At 74.0% G+C, this 16,039-nt stretch carries 17 protein-coding genes; 12 read left to right on the top strand and 5 right to left on the bottom strand.

Annotated features, from left to right (window positions below):
* Nucleotides 1-37: 37 nt before the first annotated feature.
* Nucleotides 38-568, top strand: coding sequence for a YbjN domain-containing protein (locus ACYF6T_RS23385; protein WP_461698762.1), 531 nt, complete (start codon nucleotides 38-40; stop codon nucleotides 566-568).
* 15 nt (nucleotides 569-583) lie between these two features.
* Here the strand turns inward: ACYF6T_RS23385 and ACYF6T_RS23380 are convergent, their stop codons facing one another.
* The 4 genes from ACYF6T_RS23380 to ACYF6T_RS23365 all read right to left on the bottom strand — a co-directional run bounded on the left by ACYF6T_RS23380 (nucleotide 584) and on the right by ACYF6T_RS23365 (nucleotide 4,499).
* Nucleotides 584-1,786 (bottom strand): hypothetical protein, encoded by a 1,203-nt coding sequence (locus ACYF6T_RS23380; protein ID WP_461698761.1) that lies wholly within the window; start codon nucleotides 1,784-1,786, stop codon nucleotides 584-586.
* A 127-nt stretch (nucleotides 1,787-1,913) separates the two neighbouring features.
* A complete protein-coding gene (locus ACYF6T_RS23375) occupies nucleotides 1,914-2,831 on the bottom strand; it encodes a hypothetical protein (protein ID WP_461698760.1) in 918 nt (305 codons plus the stop codon).
* 2 nt (nucleotides 2,832-2,833) lie between these two features.
* Nucleotides 2,834-3,235, bottom strand: coding sequence for a hypothetical protein (locus ACYF6T_RS23370; RefSeq protein WP_461698759.1), 402 nt, complete (start codon nucleotides 3,233-3,235; stop codon nucleotides 2,834-2,836).
* Between the two features lie 76 nt (nucleotides 3,236-3,311).
* On the bottom strand, nucleotides 3,312-4,499 hold the full coding sequence (locus ACYF6T_RS23365; protein WP_461698758.1) for a pyridoxal phosphate-dependent aminotransferase: 1,188 nt from the start codon (nucleotides 4,497-4,499) through the stop codon (nucleotides 3,312-3,314).
* Nucleotides 4,500-4,614: 115 nt separating this feature from the next.
* On the opposite strand from ACYF6T_RS23365, the gene ACYF6T_RS23360 reads away from it, so the two are divergent.
* From ACYF6T_RS23360 to ACYF6T_RS23350, 3 genes are all read left to right on the top strand, one after another.
* Complete coding sequence (locus ACYF6T_RS23360) at nucleotides 4,615-4,923, top strand: hypothetical protein (RefSeq protein WP_461698757.1); 309 nt, start codon at nucleotides 4,615-4,617, stop codon at nucleotides 4,921-4,923.
* Between the two features lie 361 nt (nucleotides 4,924-5,284).
* Nucleotides 5,285-5,842 carry a DUF2617 family protein gene (locus tag ACYF6T_RS23355; RefSeq protein ID WP_461698756.1) on the top strand — a complete coding sequence of 186 codons (558 nt, stop codon included), beginning with the start codon at nucleotides 5,285-5,287 and terminating at the stop codon, nucleotides 5,840-5,842.
* A gap of 36 nt (nucleotides 5,843-5,878) precedes the next feature.
* On the top strand, nucleotides 5,879-7,519 hold the full coding sequence (locus tag ACYF6T_RS23350) for a polyamine aminopropyltransferase (protein ID WP_461698755.1): 1,641 nt from the start codon (nucleotides 5,879-5,881) through the stop codon (nucleotides 7,517-7,519).
* A 79-nt stretch (nucleotides 7,520-7,598) separates the two neighbouring features.
* Here the strand turns inward: ACYF6T_RS23350 and ACYF6T_RS23345 are convergent, their stop codons facing one another.
* Nucleotides 7,599-8,141, bottom strand: a complete 543-nt coding sequence (locus ACYF6T_RS23345) for a peptidoglycan-binding domain-containing protein (protein ID WP_461698754.1) — start codon at nucleotides 8,139-8,141, stop codon at nucleotides 7,599-7,601.
* Between the two features lie 220 nt (nucleotides 8,142-8,361).
* Between ACYF6T_RS23345 and ACYF6T_RS23340 the strand changes: the two genes are divergently transcribed.
* The 8 genes from ACYF6T_RS23340 (at nucleotide 8,362) to ACYF6T_RS23305 (ending at nucleotide 15,998) form a co-directional block, all read left to right on the top strand.
* Nucleotides 8,362-9,543 carry a sensor histidine kinase gene (locus ACYF6T_RS23340; RefSeq protein WP_461698753.1) on the top strand — a complete coding sequence of 394 codons (1,182 nt, stop codon included), beginning with the start codon at nucleotides 8,362-8,364 and terminating at the stop codon, nucleotides 9,541-9,543.
* Complete coding sequence (locus ACYF6T_RS23335; RefSeq protein ID WP_461698752.1) at nucleotides 9,540-10,214, top strand: response regulator; 675 nt, start codon at nucleotides 9,540-9,542, stop codon at nucleotides 10,212-10,214. Before ACYF6T_RS23340 ends, ACYF6T_RS23335 begins: the two co-directional genes overlap by 4 nt.
* Nucleotides 10,215-10,319: 105 nt before the next feature.
* Entirely contained in the window at nucleotides 10,320-11,459 is a 1,140-nt protein-coding gene (locus tag ACYF6T_RS23330) for an SRPBCC domain-containing protein (protein WP_461698751.1), read from the top strand.
* A gap of 66 nt (nucleotides 11,460-11,525) precedes the next feature.
* Complete coding sequence (locus ACYF6T_RS23325) at nucleotides 11,526-12,314, top strand: aldose epimerase family protein (protein ID WP_461698750.1); 789 nt, start codon at nucleotides 11,526-11,528, stop codon at nucleotides 12,312-12,314.
* Nucleotides 12,315-12,323: 9 nt separating this feature from the next.
* On the top strand, nucleotides 12,324-12,875 hold the full coding sequence (pyrE, locus tag ACYF6T_RS23320; protein WP_461698749.1) for an orotate phosphoribosyltransferase: 552 nt from the start codon (nucleotides 12,324-12,326) through the stop codon (nucleotides 12,873-12,875).
* A gap of 128 nt (nucleotides 12,876-13,003) precedes the next feature.
* Nucleotides 13,004-14,026, top strand: coding sequence for a class II fructose-bisphosphate aldolase (fbaA, locus tag ACYF6T_RS23315; RefSeq protein WP_461698748.1), 1,023 nt, complete (start codon nucleotides 13,004-13,006; stop codon nucleotides 14,024-14,026).
* A gap of 57 nt (nucleotides 14,027-14,083) precedes the next feature.
* Nucleotides 14,084-15,550 carry an MFS transporter gene (locus ACYF6T_RS23310; RefSeq protein WP_461698747.1) on the top strand — a complete coding sequence of 489 codons (1,467 nt, stop codon included), beginning with the start codon at nucleotides 14,084-14,086 and terminating at the stop codon, nucleotides 15,548-15,550.
* A 34-nt stretch (nucleotides 15,551-15,584) separates the two neighbouring features.
* Entirely contained in the window at nucleotides 15,585-15,998 is a 414-nt protein-coding gene (locus ACYF6T_RS23305) for a DUF3151 domain-containing protein (protein ID WP_461698746.1), read from the top strand.
* Nucleotides 15,999-16,039 lie beyond the last annotated feature (41 nt).

The following is a 16,039-nucleotide window of genomic DNA, read 5'->3' as shown; positions in this document are numbered from 1 at the left end:
GGGAGGATGGCGGCATCCGTACGAAGGGAAAATCACGGTGAGCATCGACCCGTCCTCGATTCCGAACTTCGGGGGCCAGCCCGAGCCGCAGCCCCAAGGACCGGCGGGCCCCGTCGTCCCGGATCAGGACCTCGTGAAGCAGCTCCTCGACCAGATGGAGCTCAAGTACGTCGTCGACGACGAGGGTGACCTCGCGGCGCCGTGGGAGCAGTTCCGCACGTACTTCATGTTCCGTGGGGAAGGCGACCAGCAGGTCTTCTCCGTGCGGACCTTCTACGACCGGCCCCACAAGATCGACGAGAAGCCGCAGCTGCTGGAGTCCATCGACGACTGGAACCGCCGGACCCTGTGGCCCAAGGTCTACAGCCACACCCACGACGACGGCACCGTCCGCCTGATCGGCGAGGCGCAGATGCTGATCGGCACCGGTGTCAGCCTGGAGCACTTCGTCTCCTCGACCGTCAGCTGGGTGCGCGCCGCGATCGAGTTCGACCGGTGGCTCGTCGAGCAGCTCGGTCTGGAGCAGGAGGTCAACGACGCGGACAAGCCGGAGGACGACGAAGAGTAGTCCTCCGCAGACCCGCTACAGCGGCGTGTGCGCGAGCACGACCAGGTACGCGCCGTAAGCGAACGAGAGCCCGGCCAGGGCGCCGACCACCACGGTCGCGTGCCAGGGCCGGGCTCTCGCCGTGCGGACCAGGGCCCGGGCCAGGGGCAGCAGCAGGGGGAAGGCGGGCAGCAGGAAACGCGGCTTGGACTCGAAGAACCCGGAGCCGCCGAGGGCCACCAGGAGCAGGACGCCGGCGTAGACCAGCAGCGGGAGCGGGGCGCGGTCGACGAGGAGCAGGGCGTACAGGACCACGGCCGCCGCGACGATCACCATCGTCATGGGGAAGACGAAGCGGTCGCCGTGCAGGAGCAGGTGGCGGACGAAGCGCAGGGAGCCCCGGCCGAAGTCGAAGCGGGAGCCCCATCTGCGCTGCACCGCGAAGTAGCCGCGCAGCGGGTCGCCCGCGCGCCGGCCCGCCCACAGGACGTACGCCGCCCAGCCCAGCGGCGCGAGCGCGGCGCCCGTCCACAGGCTGTGGGCAACTTTTCCGCGGCCGCGCCACACCTCGCACGCCGCCGCCGCGAGGACCGCCGCCGCGACGGCGAAACCGTTCGGCCGGGACAGCCCCGCGAGCGCGGCCAGCGCCCCCGCCCACAGCCAGCGGTGCTCCAGCACGGCGTACAGCGACCAGGCGGCGAGGGCGGTGAGCACGGGTTCGGTGTACGCCATCGACAGCACCACGGAGTGCGGCAGCAGGCCCCACACCAGGACCAGGGCGGCGGCCACGGCCCGCCCGTGCAGCCGGACGCCGAGGGCGTGGATGCCGCACGCGGCGACACCCGCCGCCAGCCACGACACCACCAGGCCCGCCGCGCCCCAGCCGAGCGGGCTGAGCGCGGCGACGGCGCGCACCAGCGCCGGGTAGAGCGGGAAGAACGCCAGGTCGTCGAAGACCACGCCGGGCCGGAGGTGCACGACGTGGCCGTAGCCGTGGGCGGCGATCCCCAGGTACCACTGGGAGTCCCAGGACCGTCCGAGCAGCGCGAGCGGCCGCCGGCCGGTGGACCAGGCGACCAGCGCGAGCACGGCGACGCCGAGCAGCCGGGCGGCGAGGAACAGCCCGAGCGCGCCGGCGAGCGTCGCCGCCGGCGCCGGCAGCCGGCCGGACCGCCCCCGGACGCCGGGCCCGCCGGGCTTGCCGAGGGGACGCGGGACGAGGGTGCTGACGTGAGTCACATCGGCACATTGCAGGGCGAACGCGACATGTGCGAGCAGGATGCGTCCGGGCGGGTACGGATACGGCCCGCACGGCGTGGCGACGTGACGCCGGACTACAGGGCCCTTTCGGTCACGGCCCTCGCGGTCACGACCCGAGCAGACGGCTCACCGCGTCCCCCGTCTCCGCGTCCGCCGGCCCGGTGCGCTCGATGCCCAGGGTGCGGGCCAGCTCCCCCGCGTAGAGGCGTACGGAGGCGTCCAGGAGCAGGGCGTAGGTGTCGACGGCGGCGCGGATGCGCAGCCGGGCGGTGAGCACGAGGGCGGCGCAGACCAGGATGGCGGGCCACCACCACACGGCGAGGACGAGGTACAGCGCGGCCCAGCCGGGCAGCAGGCAGGCGCGGGTCAGGGCCTGGCGGGCGGCGGAGATCTCGGCGCGCGCGGTGTCGGGCAGGGTCAGCCACAGCGGGGGCCACACCACCGCCAGCTCCAGGTGCAGGTCCCGTTCCAGGGCCACCGCGACGGAATGCAGGCGGTCCCCGCTCCAGGTGGGCCGGTCCGGGACCTGCGCGGAGACGCGGACCATCGCGCGGTACGCCGCGTGCCGCGCGGTCGGATCCGCCCGTCCGCCGCCCCGGGCGAGCCGTACGGCCGCCTCCTCCCGCAGCCGCAGATACGCGCCCCGCGCCGCCTGCCAGCGCCGCTCCCGGCGCGCGACGACGGCCGCCGCGGCCCGGCGGCAGGGTCCCGGCCAGCCACGCCAGTCCGCCGCGAGGGCGACCCGTTCGGCCAGGGAACCGGCGGCCTGGGCGAGCAGTCCCACCGCGGCCGCCGCGGCGAGCGCAGCCGCGAGGAAGACCAGCTGTCCGCCGACGGTACGGGCGGCCGGTGCCGCAGCCCACCCGGAGACCTGCCGGGTCAGCCGCGGTACGTCGAAGGGGTGCCGCTGCCCGAGCGTCACCGCCAGCGCCGCCACCGCCAGGTACAGCGCCCCGGGCAGCGCGAGCAGCGACAGCCAGCGCTCGGCGAGCCGCTTGCCCAGCTCCGACAGGAACCCGCCCACGGCTACAGCCGCGCCCGCCGCAGCGGGCGGCCCTCGACCGCGCAGGCCGGGGTGTCGCCGCCGCTCTCGGGCCACCAGTGCCGCGAGCACCGCGCGCCGGGGCAGACGTACACCACCTCGCCGGCCGGCGCAGCCGCGATCCCGGCCGGCCGCAGGTCCCGTACGGACGGACCGCGCGCTCCGCGCCCGTACAGCCCGAGCGCGTCGCCCTCGGCCAGCAGCGCCTCGTCCAGCCGGTCCAGCAGCTCCGCCCAGCCGTCCGCGTCCCCGGCCGCCTGTTCCAGCAGCCGTTCCAGCACCTGCTCGTGGCCGTCGCCCAGCTGCCGCAGCTCGTCCCGGAGTCGGTCGCGGTGCGCGCAGACGTAGGCCATGGCGTCGGCATGGACGTCCGAGATGGCGGTCACGGCCTCTCCCTGCGGTCTCCGGGGCAACCAGGCGTGAAAATAACGCAGTTCGCGGCCGCCTGGAGGGAAGTCGGCGTCAGCGCAGCTGGGCCAGCCGCTTCGCCGCCTCCTCCAGGACCTCCGTGCGCTTGCAGAAGGCGAACCGCACGAAGGGGGCGCCGGCCTCCCGGTGGTCGTAGAAGACGGCGTTGGGGATGGCGACGACGCCGGCCCGTTCCGGCAGGGAGCGGCAGAAGGCGAAGCCGTCGCTCTCGCCGAGGGGGCGGATGTCGGTGGTGATGAAGTAGGTGCCGGCGGGCCTGAAGACCTTGAACCCGGCCTCCGTGAGGCCCGCGGCCAGCAGGTCGCGCTTGACGCGCATGTCGTCGCGGAAGGCGGTGAAGTAGCTCTCGGGCAGGGCGAGCGCCTCGGCGACGGCGTACTGGAAGGGCCCGGAGGAGACGTACGTCAGGAACTGCTTGGCCGAGCGGACGGCGGCGACCAGGGCGGGGGACGAGGTGATCCAGCCGACCTTCCAGCCGGTGAAGGAGAAGGTCTTGCCGGCCGAGCCGATGGTCACCGTGCGGTCGCGCATGCCGGGGTGGGTGGCCAGCGGGCGGTGTTCGGCCTCGTCGAAGACCAGGTGCTCGTACACCTCGTCGGTGACCACCAGCAGGTCGCGTTCGACGGCCAGTTCGGCGATCGCGGCCAGCTCCTGGCGGGTGAGGACCGTGCCGGTCGGGTTGTGCGGGGTGTTGATCAGCAGGAGGCGGGTGCGGTCGGTGACGGCGGCGCGCAGCTCGTCCAGGTCGAGCCGGAAGGAACCGTCGGCGGGGCGCAGGGTGACCGGCACGCGCGTGCCGCCCGCCATCGCGATGCAGGCCGCGTAGGAGTCGTAGTACGGCTCGAAGGCGATCACCTCGTCGCCGGGCTCCAGCAGGGCGAGCAGGCTCGCGGCGATGGCCTCGGTGGCGCCCGCGGTGACCAGGACCTCGGTGCCGGGGTCGTAGGTCAGGCCGTAACGGCGCTCCTGGTGCGCGGCGATCGCGGCGCGCAGCTCGGGCACGCCGGGGCCGGGCGGGTACTGGTTGCCGCGCCCGTCGCGCAACGCCCGTACGGCCGCCTCGCGGACCTCCTCGGGGCCGTCGGTGTCGGGGAATCCCTGGCCCAGGTTGATGGCGCCGGTCTGCAGGGCCAGGGCCGACATCTCGGCGAAGATCGTCGTCCCGAACTCGGTGAGCCGGCGGTTGAGAAGGGGTCGGGCACTGGAGGTCATGCGGGCCATCCTGCGCCGAAGCTCTGGAGTTGCTCAACTCTGCTTTGGGCGGTGACGGGGTGGGGCATCCCACGGGCACCCCGGTCGAGCCGGGGTTCACGGGGACAGGAAGGAGGGTGACGCCATGGGGATCGGCATCATCCTGGCGCTGGTCGCGGTGGGGATCGCGGTCGTCGGCATCGCGGCCGCCGGGCGCGGTGGGCGCGGTGGGCGCAAGACGTCGTACAGGGGCGCGCGGCGCTCCGCCGGGGGCGCCGCCGGCAGCTGGTGGGCCGGTGACGGCGGCTCGTCCGGCGGCTCGTCCGGCGGGCACCACGGGGGACATCACGGAGGGCACCACTCCTGCGGTGGCGGTCACTCCTGCGGCGGTCACTCCTCCTGCGGGGGCGGGTCGTCCTGCGGTGGGGGCGGCGGATGCGGTGGAGGCAGCTGACACGGGGCAGCCGAGCTCCGGCAGGGAGAACCGCATCCGTACGGGCGAGCGCCCGCCGGGAACACGACCCGGCGGGCGCTCGTCCGCTCCGGCGCGCGCGCCGCCCTCATGGCGTACGCCGTGGTTGAACAGTTGAGCTGGGGAGCCCTCTGAGGGATGGAAACCCCACGAAGTTGGGTAAAAACGCTGTGGCGGCGCCACAGTTCATGATTCCCTCTAAATCACCAACGCAGCCCCTCGGACGCCCTGCGCACTTCACCCCCCACCGACGTTCCGACTGGGCTGGCCGGGCCGATCTCCCGGTGTCGACCGGGGTGCCCCGGACCCCCACCTCATCTTTGCGTGCTAGCGGAGCCGACCCATGCTCACGACCCTGAACACCGCCTACACCGACACGCGCGCGGCCGACCTCGCCTGGGCCCTGGGGCGCGAGGCGCTTCCCGCGCTGTCCACGCTCGACCTCGAACTGAACGGCGCGAAGCTGCAGTTGAGACTCCTCGGCGCGTCCCACCAGGTGCTCCTGGAGGAGGAGCAGGGCAGTTGTTCGGAGACGGTGGCGTGCATCCCCGGCAGCAGCACACCGCTGCCCCTGGGCGTCGCCAAGCGGGTCGGCGACTGGGAGTACGAGTTCGCGGCCCGGGTCGAGGCCCTGACGCCGGGGTCCTTCGCGGGGCGGGCGCAGGAACTGCTCGCGCTCGTCGCCGATCACCCCCAGGGCCTGGCGGGCGTGTTCCCCGGCAGCCCGCACGCCTTCACCGCGATGCTCGCCCAGCGGCGGGAGGGCCAGGTGCACTGGCGCACCTGGCACGCCTACCCGCAGGACGGGCAACTGGTCGCCACCCGCACACGGGTGGGCGTACGGACGCACGGTCCAAACGCCCGGCACCCGATCGGCGCCCAGTTCCACACGTGTGGGTGACGAAGGGTGACTCGGGCGTGACGTAACGTCGCAGTCGTGATCGAACCGCACGCGCCGGCCCCGCCCGGCCCCCCACCCCCCTGGGCGGGCCCCGCGCGGCTGCCCGTGCGGGCCGCGACCGGCCGGTTCCTGGTGCTCGCGTGCGCCTTCGTGTGCGCGGCCTGCGGACTGGTGTACGAGCTCGAACTGGTCGCGCTGGCCTCGTACCTGATCGGCGACTCGGTCACCCAGGCCTCCGTCGTGCTGTCCGTGATGGTGTTCGCGATGGGTGTCGGCTCGCTCGCCGCGAAGAAGCTGCGCTGGCACGCCGCGGCCGGCTTCGGCGCCATCGAGGTCGCTCTCGCGCTGGTCGGCGGCTGCAGCGCCATGGCGCTGTACGCCGTCTTCGCCTGGACCGGCGACTGGGGCGGCCCGTGGGCCGACGGGCCGCGCTGGCTGCTGGTCGCCTTCTCGCTGACCATCGGCCTGCTGATCGGCGCCGAGGTCCCGCTGCTGATGGAGCTCATCCAGCGCATCCGGCGGCAGGACGCGGGCGGCGCGGTGGCCGACCTGTTCGCCGCGGACTACGTCGGCGCGCTGGTCGGGGGCCTCGCCTTCCCCTTCCTCCTGCTGCCCCTGCTCGGCCAGTTGACCGGCGCCCTGATCACCGGCACGGTCAACGCGGTCGCCGGCTTCGCCCTCGTCCTCGGGCTCTTCCGGCGCGACCTCACCCGCCGCGCCCGCTGGCTGCTGATCGTCGCCAACGTCACCGTGCTCGGCCTGCTGGCGGCCGCGGCCGTCCTGGTCGACGACTTCGAACGGGCCGCCCGCCAGGCGGTGTACGGCAAGGACGTCCGGGTGGCCGTGCAGACCGACAGCCAGGAGATCGTCCTCACCGGCGGCACCCACGGCCGCCCCCTCGACCTCTACCTCGACGGCCGCCTGCGCGTCAGCGGCCACGACGAACTGCGCTACCACGAGGCCCTCGTCCACCCCGCGATGAACGGCCCGCACGCGCGCGTGCTCGTCCTCGGCGGCGGTGACGGCCTCGCCGCCCGCGAGGTGCTGCGCCATCCCGGGGTGCGGCGGGTGGACGTCGTCGAACTCGACGCCGGGGTGGTGCGGCTGGCCCGCCGCGACCCGGCCCTGTCCCGGCTCAACCGCCACGTCTACGACGACCCCCGCGTCCACGTCACCACCGCCGACGCCTTTGGCTGGCTGCGTACGGCGCCGGCGGCCGCGTACGACGTGGTGATCTCCGACCTGCCCGACCCGGGCATCACGGCCAGCACCAAGCTGTACTCGCAGGAGTTCTACGGCCTCGCGCGCCGCGCCCTCGCCCCCGGCGGACGCCTCGCGGTGCACGTCGGCCCGGTCACCGGCCGCACCCGCGCGTTCTGGACCGTCGACGCCACCGTCCGCGCCGCCGGCCTGCGCACCGTCCCCTACCGCGTCGGCGGCCGGGACCCCGGTTTCGCCGCCGGCCCCGACCGCTTCGCGGGCACCTCCCGGGCCCCGCGCGACTGGGGCTTCGTCCTCGCCGCCCGCACGCCCCCGCGGCCGGCCCTCGACCCGCGCGCCCCGCGCCCGCGCACCCTCACCGACGCCCGCCTCGCCGCGGACGCCCGGGCGGCAGCCGGCACGCGCGTCACGGACGTCGACCCGTCGACGCTCGTCCACCCCCGCTACGCGGGCTGAGGAGCGACGGCAGGCGGCCCGTCCCGCTTCCCCGTGGCGGGACGGACCGCCGTGTTCCCCCGCTGCCCCCCGGCGTGGCTCAGACGGCGTTCAGCGTGCTGTAGGAGGCGACCTTCCAGCCGCGGGCGCTGCTGACCTTCACGTAGTACTTGCCACCGCTGCGCTTGAAGGTGACGTCGTGCTTGTACCCGACGTACGTGACCGTGCCGTTGCCGTTGTCGGCGAGGAACCCGTCGGCGACACCCAGGGTCTTGGGGCCCGCCTTGCCGTCGACGACCAGCCCCGAGCGGAAGTCGCTGTTGAACTTCTTCTGCAACTGCTTCACCGCGTACGTGGTGTTGGGCCCGTACTTGCCGTCGATGTCGGACCAGTCGAACGCCGTGCCGTTCTGCTCCTTGACCCCGTCGGCCCACAGGACCAGCTGCACCAGCACCGTCGCGTTGCTGCGGGCGTGGCTGGTGGCGGACAGGGTGCCCTCGTCGCCCCAGTCGTTGGCCGGGCTGCCCGAGCCGGAGACGTAGCCCTGGCTCACGCTGGCGGACGCCGGCGTCGCGGTGAGCGCGAGCCCGCCGCCGAGCGCGGCGACGACGGCGAGCGCTGCGGTCTTCGTACGAAGTGACATGTGCCGTTCCTCCCGTAGAGCGGACCGGATCCCCCGTTGGCCCCCGTTGAGCCCCCGTTCCGGCCCGCACCCAGAAGCTACGGGTGCCTCGCCCGCCCCCGAATCCCCCACCGGTTGGAACCGCGCCCCAACCCCGGCGGTACCGGGCCGGTTCCTGCAACTTCCGCGGTACCGCCGGAGGTTGACGCCCCGTCCGGAGCACCGCGGTTACCCTGCGGCAATGCGGATCCACCCCCTCGTCGTCGACGGCCTGATCACGACGGCGCAGACGACCGTGGCCGTCCTGCTCGGCAGGGAGTCCCCGGCCCAGGGCCGGCCCGCACTCGACGCGCTCGCCTGGACGCTCGTCGCGCTCGCCAACCTCCCGACGTTCCTGCGCAACCGCGCGCCGGTGGCGGTGTGCGTCCTCGTCCTGGCGACGACCGCCCTCTACGTCTCCCGCGGTGACTGGCCGGTGGTCAACTCCCTCGGCCCGATGCTGGCGTTCTACACCGTGGCCTCCTTGCGCCCGGCCCGCACCACCGCGGTCTGCGCCGCGCTGATGACCGCGGTGTGGATCTACGCGGGGGTGGTGACCGAGGGCAGTTCGATGGCGTCGGTGGTGGCGCAGTCCGTCGCCTATCCGCTGGTGCTGTGGTGGTTCGGCCACACCGCCCGCCGAACCGCCGACCTGACCCGGCAGCTCAAGGCCGAGCAGGCCGAACGGGCCCGGCGGGAGGTGGCCGAGGAGCGGGTCCGCATCGCCCGGGAACTGCACGACGTGGTCGCCCACCACATGGCGGTGATCAACGTCCAGGCCGGCCTCGCCCGGTTCGTCTTCACCTCCGACACCGCCACCGCCCGCGAGGCCCTCGACACCATCGCGGGCGCCAGCGGCGAGGCCCTGGCCGAACTGCGGCGCATGCTCGGCCTGTTGCGGGCCGACGGCGTCTCGGGCGCGGACGGCGCCCCCGCGCCCGGCCTGGACCAGCTGGCCGAGATGGTCGACCGGGTGCGCGCGGGCGGCGTCCCCGTGGACCTGACCGTCACGGGCGAGCCCCGGCCGCTGCCGCCCGGCGTGCAGCTGTGCCTCTACCGCGTCCTCCAGGAGGCCCTGACCAACGTCCTCAAACACGCCCCGGGAGCCCATGCCCGCGTCGAACTCGCCTACCGCACGGGCGAGATGACCCTCTCCGTCACCGACGACGGCAGCGGCGGCCCGGTGAGCGGCACGGCGAAGGGGGTGAAACAGGACGGAATGCGGGACCGGGGCGGGCACGGCTTGATCGGGATGCGCGAGCGGGCCAAGCTCTACGGCGGGACGATCGTCGTCGGCCCGCGCAGCGAGGGGGGATTCGGCGTGCACCTGACCCTGCCGACGTCGGTGGCGACCGCGCGCCGGAAGGACGCCGGAGCGCCATGACCGACGTGATCAGAGTGCTCGTGGTCGACGACCAGTTCCTCGTCCGCAGCGGACTGGTCGCCCTGCTGCGCGCCGCACCCGGCATGGAGGTGGTGGGGGAGGCGGCCGACGGCGCGGAGGCGGTGGTGCTGGCGGCGAAGACCCGGCCCGACGTCGTCCTCATGGACATCCGGATGCCGGGGATGACGGGCATCGAGGCGACGGAGCGGATTCTCGCGGACGCGGCGGACCCGGCCCCGCGCGTGCTGGTCCTGACCACCTTCGACCTCGACGAGTACGTCTACGGCGCCCTGCGCGCGGGCGCCGCCGGCTTCCTGCTGAAGGACGCCGGTCCCGAACGCCTCCTCGCCGCGGTGACCGCCGTGCACGGAGGCGACGCGCTGTTCGCGCCCGCGGTCACCCGGCGCCTGGTGGAGGCGTTCACCCGGACGGCGTCCGAGGCCGGTCCCGAGCCGCCGCCGGGGCTGGCGGCGCTGACCGGTCGCGAGCTGGACGTCCTCAAACTGGTCGCCCGCGGTCTGACCAACGCGGAGGCCGCCGACCGCCTCTTCATCAGCGAGGCCACGGTCAAGACCCACCTCAACCGGACGATGACCAAGCTGGGCCTGGCGAGCAGGGCGCAGGTGGTGGTCGTGGCGTACGAGACGGGGCTGGTGACGCCGGGAGGCTGAGACGACCGGTCCGTCCGGGGCGGCGACACTTCGGCGACACGGACATGCGGTCACTTTCGACCAACGGGGGTGCAGGACCCGGTGCCCTGGGTAGGCTCCCCCGACATGGAGCATGAGGTGTTCGTTCCGGTTTCGGTCGAGACGCTGCGGGCGGCCCTGGCCGACCCCGCCCGTGTCGCCCGGGCGGTTCCCGGGCTCCAGCAGGACGCCGGTGCCGATCCCGTCGCGGGGCGGCTGAAGGTGCGCGTCGGCAGCCACTCCGTCACCTACCGCGGCGCGGTGCGCGTGACCGCGCGGGACGACGGCTCGTACGCGGCCGAGGGCGAGGCCGCCGAGTCGCGCGGCACCGGGTCGGTCAAGCTCGCGCTGACGCTCCGCGTCCGGGAGGCCGAGGGCGGCGCCACGCTGGCCTTCGAGGGCACGGCGGACGCCGACGGGCGGGTCACGGAACTGCCCGCGGACACGGTCGCCGCCGCCGTGCTGCGCCTGCTGAACCGTTTCGCGGAGAACCTCGCCCAGCAGACCGAGCCGCCCGAGCCCCTCGTCACCCAGGAGTTCGAACCCAAGGCGACCACGGACTTCGAAGCCACCCCGGACGCCGACGACGCCCCGATGCCCGCCGGTGATGCCCAGGTCGCTTCCGTATCCGGCGCCGATGCCGACACCGGTTCCGTGCCCGCCGATGACGCCGACGTCGCTTCTCCGCCCGCCGCCGATGCCGACACCGCTTCTCCGTCCAGCGCCGATGCCGACGACGCCCCGATGCCAGCCGATGACGCCGATGCCGCTTCTGCGCCCGGCGCCGATGCCGACGGCGCCCCTGCGCCCGGCGCCGATGCCGACGGCGCCCCTGCGCCCGGTGCCGATGCCGACGTTGCCCCCGCGCCCGGTGGCGATGGCGAGGACGTTTCTGGGACCGGTGGGGACGAGGAGGTGCGGGCCTCCGTTTTCGACGTCGACGTGCCGGCGCCCTCGCTCGGCCCCGAGGAGGACGAGGACGCCGGGGGGGTGAAGGACTTCGGGGAGTCGCCGGAGCCGCCCGCCGAGGCCGCGCACGCCCGGCGCACGATGATCGGCCGCAGCGCCGAGGAGGTCGACCACGCGCCGCCCCGCGGCCGCTACGCCCCGGTCCCCGCACCGCAGACGGTCGCCCCCGGCTCCCCGCTGCGCTGGGCGGCCCCCGCGGCGGCCCTCGCCCTGGCGTCGGCGATCGTGGTCGGCCGGGCACTGCGCCGACGGCGCTGACGAGCCGCGGCCGGCGTCCGGCGGACGTACCGGCGGGGGTCTTGATCGCCCCAGTAGGGTCGTCCCGTGAGTAACGAAGACATCACGCTGACCGCGGGCGACGCGGAGGCGACCGTGCTGCCGGGCAACGGCGGCCGGATCGGCGGGCTGCGCGTCGGCGGCACGGAACTGCTGCGCCAGGGCGAGCGGTTCGGGTGCTTCCCGATGGTGCCCTGGTGCGGGCGGATCAGGGACGGGCGGTTCCGGGACGGCGCCGCCGTGCACCAGATGCCGCTCAACTCCCCGCCGCACGCCATCCACGGCACCGTCCGCGACGGCGCCTGGCGCACCGCGCGCGTGAGCGCCGACGAGGCCGTCATCACGTACGACCTGGCCGAGCCGTGGCCCTACACCGGCCTGGTCACCCAGCACGTCGCCCTCACCCCGGACACGCTGACCCTGACGATGTCCGTGGAGACGTACGACTCCTCCTTCCCGGCCCAGATCGGCTGGCACCCCTGGTTCCACCGCAACCTGGGCGGCGAGGACGTGCGGCTCGCCTTCGACCCGGCCTGGCAGGAGGAGCGCGGGGACGACCACCTGCCCACCGGCCGCCGGATCGAGCCGAAGCCGGGCCCCTGGGACGACTGCTTCGGCATGCCGGGCGGCGTCGACGTCACCCTCACCTGGCCCGGGCAGCTGGAGCTGAAGGTGACCAGCCGCGAGGAGTGGGTCGTCGTCTACGACGAACAGGAGGCCGCCGTCTGTGTCGAACCCCAGACCGGCCCCCCGGACGGCCTGAACACCGCGCCCCGCCTGGTCACCCCGCTGGAACCCCTGGAAGCGGCGACCACCTGGACCTGGCGGCGCCTTTAAGCTGCTGGCATGACGACCGACGTACGCGGCGAGCTGCTGCAGCAGATCAAGGACAAGGCCGTGGTGCACGGCAAGGTGACCCTCTCCTCGGGTCTGGAGGCCGACTACTACGTCGACCTGCGCCGCGTCACCCTCGACGGGGAGGCCGCGCCGCTGGTCGGGCAGGTGCTGCTGGACCTGACCGCGGACCTGGAGTACGACGCCGTGGGCGGTCTGACCATGGGCGCCGACCCCGTCGCCGCCGCGATCCTGCACGCGGCCGCCGCCCGCGGCCGGCGCGTGGACGCGTTCGTCGTGCGCAAGGCGGCCAAGGCGCACGGGCTGCAGCGCCGGGTCGAGGGCCCGGACATCGCCGGCCGCCGGGTGCTGGTCGTCGAGGACACCTCCACCACCGGCGGCTCCCCGCTGACGGCCGTCGAGGCGGTGCGCGAGGCGGGCGCGGAGGTCGTCGCCGTGGCGACCATCGTGGACCGGGCGACCGGCGCGGCGGAGAAGATCCAGGAGGGGGCCGGGGTGCCGTACCTCTACGCGTACTCGAAGGACGACCTCGGACTGGACTGAGCCGGACACGGCGGGCAAAGCATCCGGCCACGTCTGGAAAGATGGGGCCGACGACGACGTCACCCCGTAGGTCTAGGTCAGGGCCGTAGCACGCAGAACGCCAACCCGCACATACAAGGAGCGGACAGATGCCCATCGCAACTCCCGAGGTCTACAACGAGATGCTGGACCGGGCGAAGGCAGGCAAGTTCGCCTACCCGGCCATCAACGTGACCTCCTCCCAGACCCTGCACGCGGCCCTGCGCGGTTTCGCGGAGGCGGAGAGCGACGGCATCATCCAGATCTCCACGGGTGGCGCCGAGTTCCTGGGCGGCCAGCACAACAAGGACATGGTGACGGGGGCCGTCGCCCTGGCCGAGTTCGCGCACATCGTCGCCAAGAAGTACGACATCACCGTCGCCCTGCACACGGACCACTGCCCGAAGGACAAGCTCGACGGGTACGTCCGTCCGCTGCTCGCGGTCTCCGAGGAGCGCGTCAAGGCCGGTCAGAACCCGCTGTTCCAGTCCCACATGTGGGACGGCTCCGCGGAGACCCTCGCCGACAACCTCCAGATCGCGCAGGAGCTGCTGGCCCGCGCCGCCGCCGCGAAGATCATCCTCGAGGTCGAGATCACCCCGACCGGCGGCGAGGAGGACGGCGTCTCGCACGAGATCAACGACTCCCTGTACACGACGGTCGACGACGCGATCCGCACGGCGGAGGCCCTGGGTCTCGGCGAGAAGGGCCGCTACCTGCTCGCCGCGTCCTTCGGCAACGTCCACGGCGTGTACAAGCCGGGCAACGTGGTGCTCCGTCCCGAGCTGCTGAAGGAGCTGAGCGACGGCGTCGCCGCGAAGTTCGGCAAGCAGGCGCCGTTCGACTTCGTCTTCCACGGCGGCTCCGGCTCCACCGAGCAGGAGATCGCGACCGCGCTGGAGAACGGCGTGGTGAAGATGAACATCGACACGGACACGCAGTACGCCTTCACGCGCCCGGTCGCCGACCACATGTTCAAGAACTACGACGGCGTGCTGAAGGTCGACGGCGAGGTCGGCTCCAAGAAGACCTACGACCCGCGCACCTGGGGCAAGCTGGCCGAGGCGGGCATGGCCAAGCGCGTCGTCGAGGCCTGCGCCAACCTGCGGTCCGCGGGCACGAAGATCAAGTGACCCAACCGGTGAGCCCGGCGTCTGTCTACGGCGCCGGGCTCGCTGTATACCTGGGGCATGCCCGACGTCCGGCTGGCCTCATCGCAGGGCAGGTGGATCCTGCTCACCACCGTCCTCGGCTCCAGCATGGCCATGCTGGACTCGACCGTCGTCAACGTCGCCCTGCCGCACATCGGCCGCGACCTCGACGCGAGCCTGGCCGCCCTGCAGTGGACGGTCAACGCCTACATGGTGACGCTGGCCGGCCTGATCCTGCTGGGCGGCTCGCTCGGTGACCACTACGGCCGGCGCAGGGTCTTCGTGATCGGCGTGGTGTGGTTCGCGGCGGCCTCGCTGCTGTGCGGGCTGGCCCCGGACGCCGGGGTGCTGATCGCCGCCCGGGCCCTGCAGGGCGTCGGCGGGGCGCTGCTGACGCCGGGGTCCCTGGCGCTCATCCAGGCGTCCTTCCACCCCGACGACCGGGGGCGGGCCGTCGGCCTGTGGTCCGGGTTCGGCGGCATCGGCGCGGCCGTCGGCCCTTTCCTGGGCGGCTGGCTGGTGGACGGCCCGGGCTGGCGCTGGGTCTTCCTGCTCAACGTCCCGCTGGCCCTGCTGTGCGCGCCGATCGCCGTACGCCACGTCCCGGAGTCCTCCGACAGCCGCGCTCACGGCCGCTTCGACGTGCTCGGCGCGGCCCTCGGCGCCCTCGCGCTCGCCCTGGTGACGTACGCGCTGATCGAGGCCCGCGGGGGCTCCGTCGCGGTCGCGGTGACCGCCGTCGCGGGCGTGGCGGCGGGGGTGGCCTTCGTGTACGTGGAGAAGCGCCGCCCGGATCCGATGATGCCGCCGGACATCTTCGCCTCCCGCCAGTTCACGGCCGTCAACCTGGTCACCCTGTGCGTGTACGCGGCCTTCGGCGGGTTCTTCTTCCTGGCCGCCCTCCAGCTCCAGGTCGCCGTCGGCTGGTCGGCGCTCGCCGCCGGTACGGCGCTGCTGCCGACGACCGCCATGATGCTGCTGTTCTCCGCCCGCTCCGGCGCCCTGGCCGACCGCATCGGCCCGCGCATCCCGCTCACCGTCGGCCCCCTGCTGTGCGCGGCCGGCCTGCTGCTGATGCTGCGCGTGGGCCCGGGCGCCTCCTACGCGGCCGACGTGCTGCCGGCGCTGCTGGTGCTGGGCGCCGGCATGGTGACCCTGGTGGCGCCGCTGACCTCGACCGTGCTCGGCTCCGTCGACGCCTCGCGGGCGGGCCTGGCCAGCGGCGTCAACAACGCGGCGGCCCGCGCGGCCGGCCTGATCGCGGTGGCCGCGCTGCCGCTGCTGGCCGGGATGGGCCCGGAGGCGTACCGCTCGCCGGGCGCCTTCGACGACGCGTTCGGCCGGGCGATGCTCATCTGCGCGGGCGTCCTGGTGGCGGGATCGGCCGTCGCCTTCGCCACGGTCCGCCCCCTCCCCCCGGGCTGCCGCCGCCCGGAATGCCGCACCCACGGCTCGGTGACGGCACCGCCGCTGGAGGGGGAGCGGGCCGGGAAGCGGATCGGGTGAGCCCGGCGCGCACGGATGGCGCAGACTTGAAGCCATGTCGATTCACGAGAACCTCCTCGGGGGACCGCCCCCGACCCACCTCCCCGACGACCCGGCGCCGCGCGAGCTGCTGGCGGGCGGCACCCCGCCCGCGGACGTCGCCGCCAAGTACCCCACGTCCTCGCTGGCCTGGGCCCAGCTGGCCGACGAGGCGTTCGAGCGGGGCAGTGTCGTGGAGTCGTACGCCTACGCCCGCACGGGCTACCACCGGGGCCTGGACGCCCTGCGCCGCAACGGCTGGAAGGGCCACGGCCCGGTGCCCTGGGAGCACGAGCCCAACCGCGGCTTCCTGCGCGCCCTGCACGCCCTCGCCCGCGCCGCCCAGTCGATCGGCGAGCAGGAGGAGTACGAGCGCTGCACCCAGTTCCTGAAGGACTCCTCACCCACGGCGGCCCAGACCCTGGGCTAGCCGCGTGCCGGCACAGGCGGGCCCGGCCGTGCTCCGGCCGG

This window comes from Streptomyces sp. 7R007, from assembly GCF_054850255.1.
Note: the sequence above shows the minus strand (reverse complement) of the source record. Positions and strands in the feature narration are given on the sequence as shown.

Coding starts and splice junctions, on each gene's coding strand:
- ACYF6T_RS23365 (WP_461698758.1), bottom strand. CDS start 4,499: ATGGCCCGCATGACCTCCAGTGCCCGACCCCTTCTCAACCGCCGGCTC.
- ACYF6T_RS23360 (WP_461698757.1), top strand. CDS start 4,615: ATGGGGATCGGCATCATCCTGGCGCTGGTCGCGGTGGGGATCGCGGTC.
- ACYF6T_RS23340 (WP_461698753.1), top strand. CDS start 8,362: ATGCGGATCCACCCCCTCGTCGTCGACGGCCTGATCACGACGGCGCAG.
- pyrE (WP_461698749.1), top strand. CDS start 12,324: ATGACGACCGACGTACGCGGCGAGCTGCTGCAGCAGATCAAGGACAAG.
- ACYF6T_RS23305 (WP_461698746.1), top strand. CDS start 15,585: ATGTCGATTCACGAGAACCTCCTCGGGGGACCGCCCCCGACCCACCTC.
- ACYF6T_RS23330 (WP_461698751.1), top strand. CDS start 10,320: ATGGAGCATGAGGTGTTCGTTCCGGTTTCGGTCGAGACGCTGCGGGCG.
- ACYF6T_RS23345 (WP_461698754.1), bottom strand. CDS start 8,141: ATGTCACTTCGTACGAAGACCGCAGCGCTCGCCGTCGTCGCCGCGCTC.
- ACYF6T_RS23355 (WP_461698756.1), top strand. CDS start 5,285: ATGCTCACGACCCTGAACACCGCCTACACCGACACGCGCGCGGCCGAC.
- fbaA (WP_461698748.1), top strand. CDS start 13,004: ATGCCCATCGCAACTCCCGAGGTCTACAACGAGATGCTGGACCGGGCG.
- ACYF6T_RS23335 (WP_461698752.1), top strand. CDS start 9,540: ATGACCGACGTGATCAGAGTGCTCGTGGTCGACGACCAGTTCCTCGTC.
- ACYF6T_RS23310 (WP_461698747.1), top strand. CDS start 14,084: ATGCCCGACGTCCGGCTGGCCTCATCGCAGGGCAGGTGGATCCTGCTC.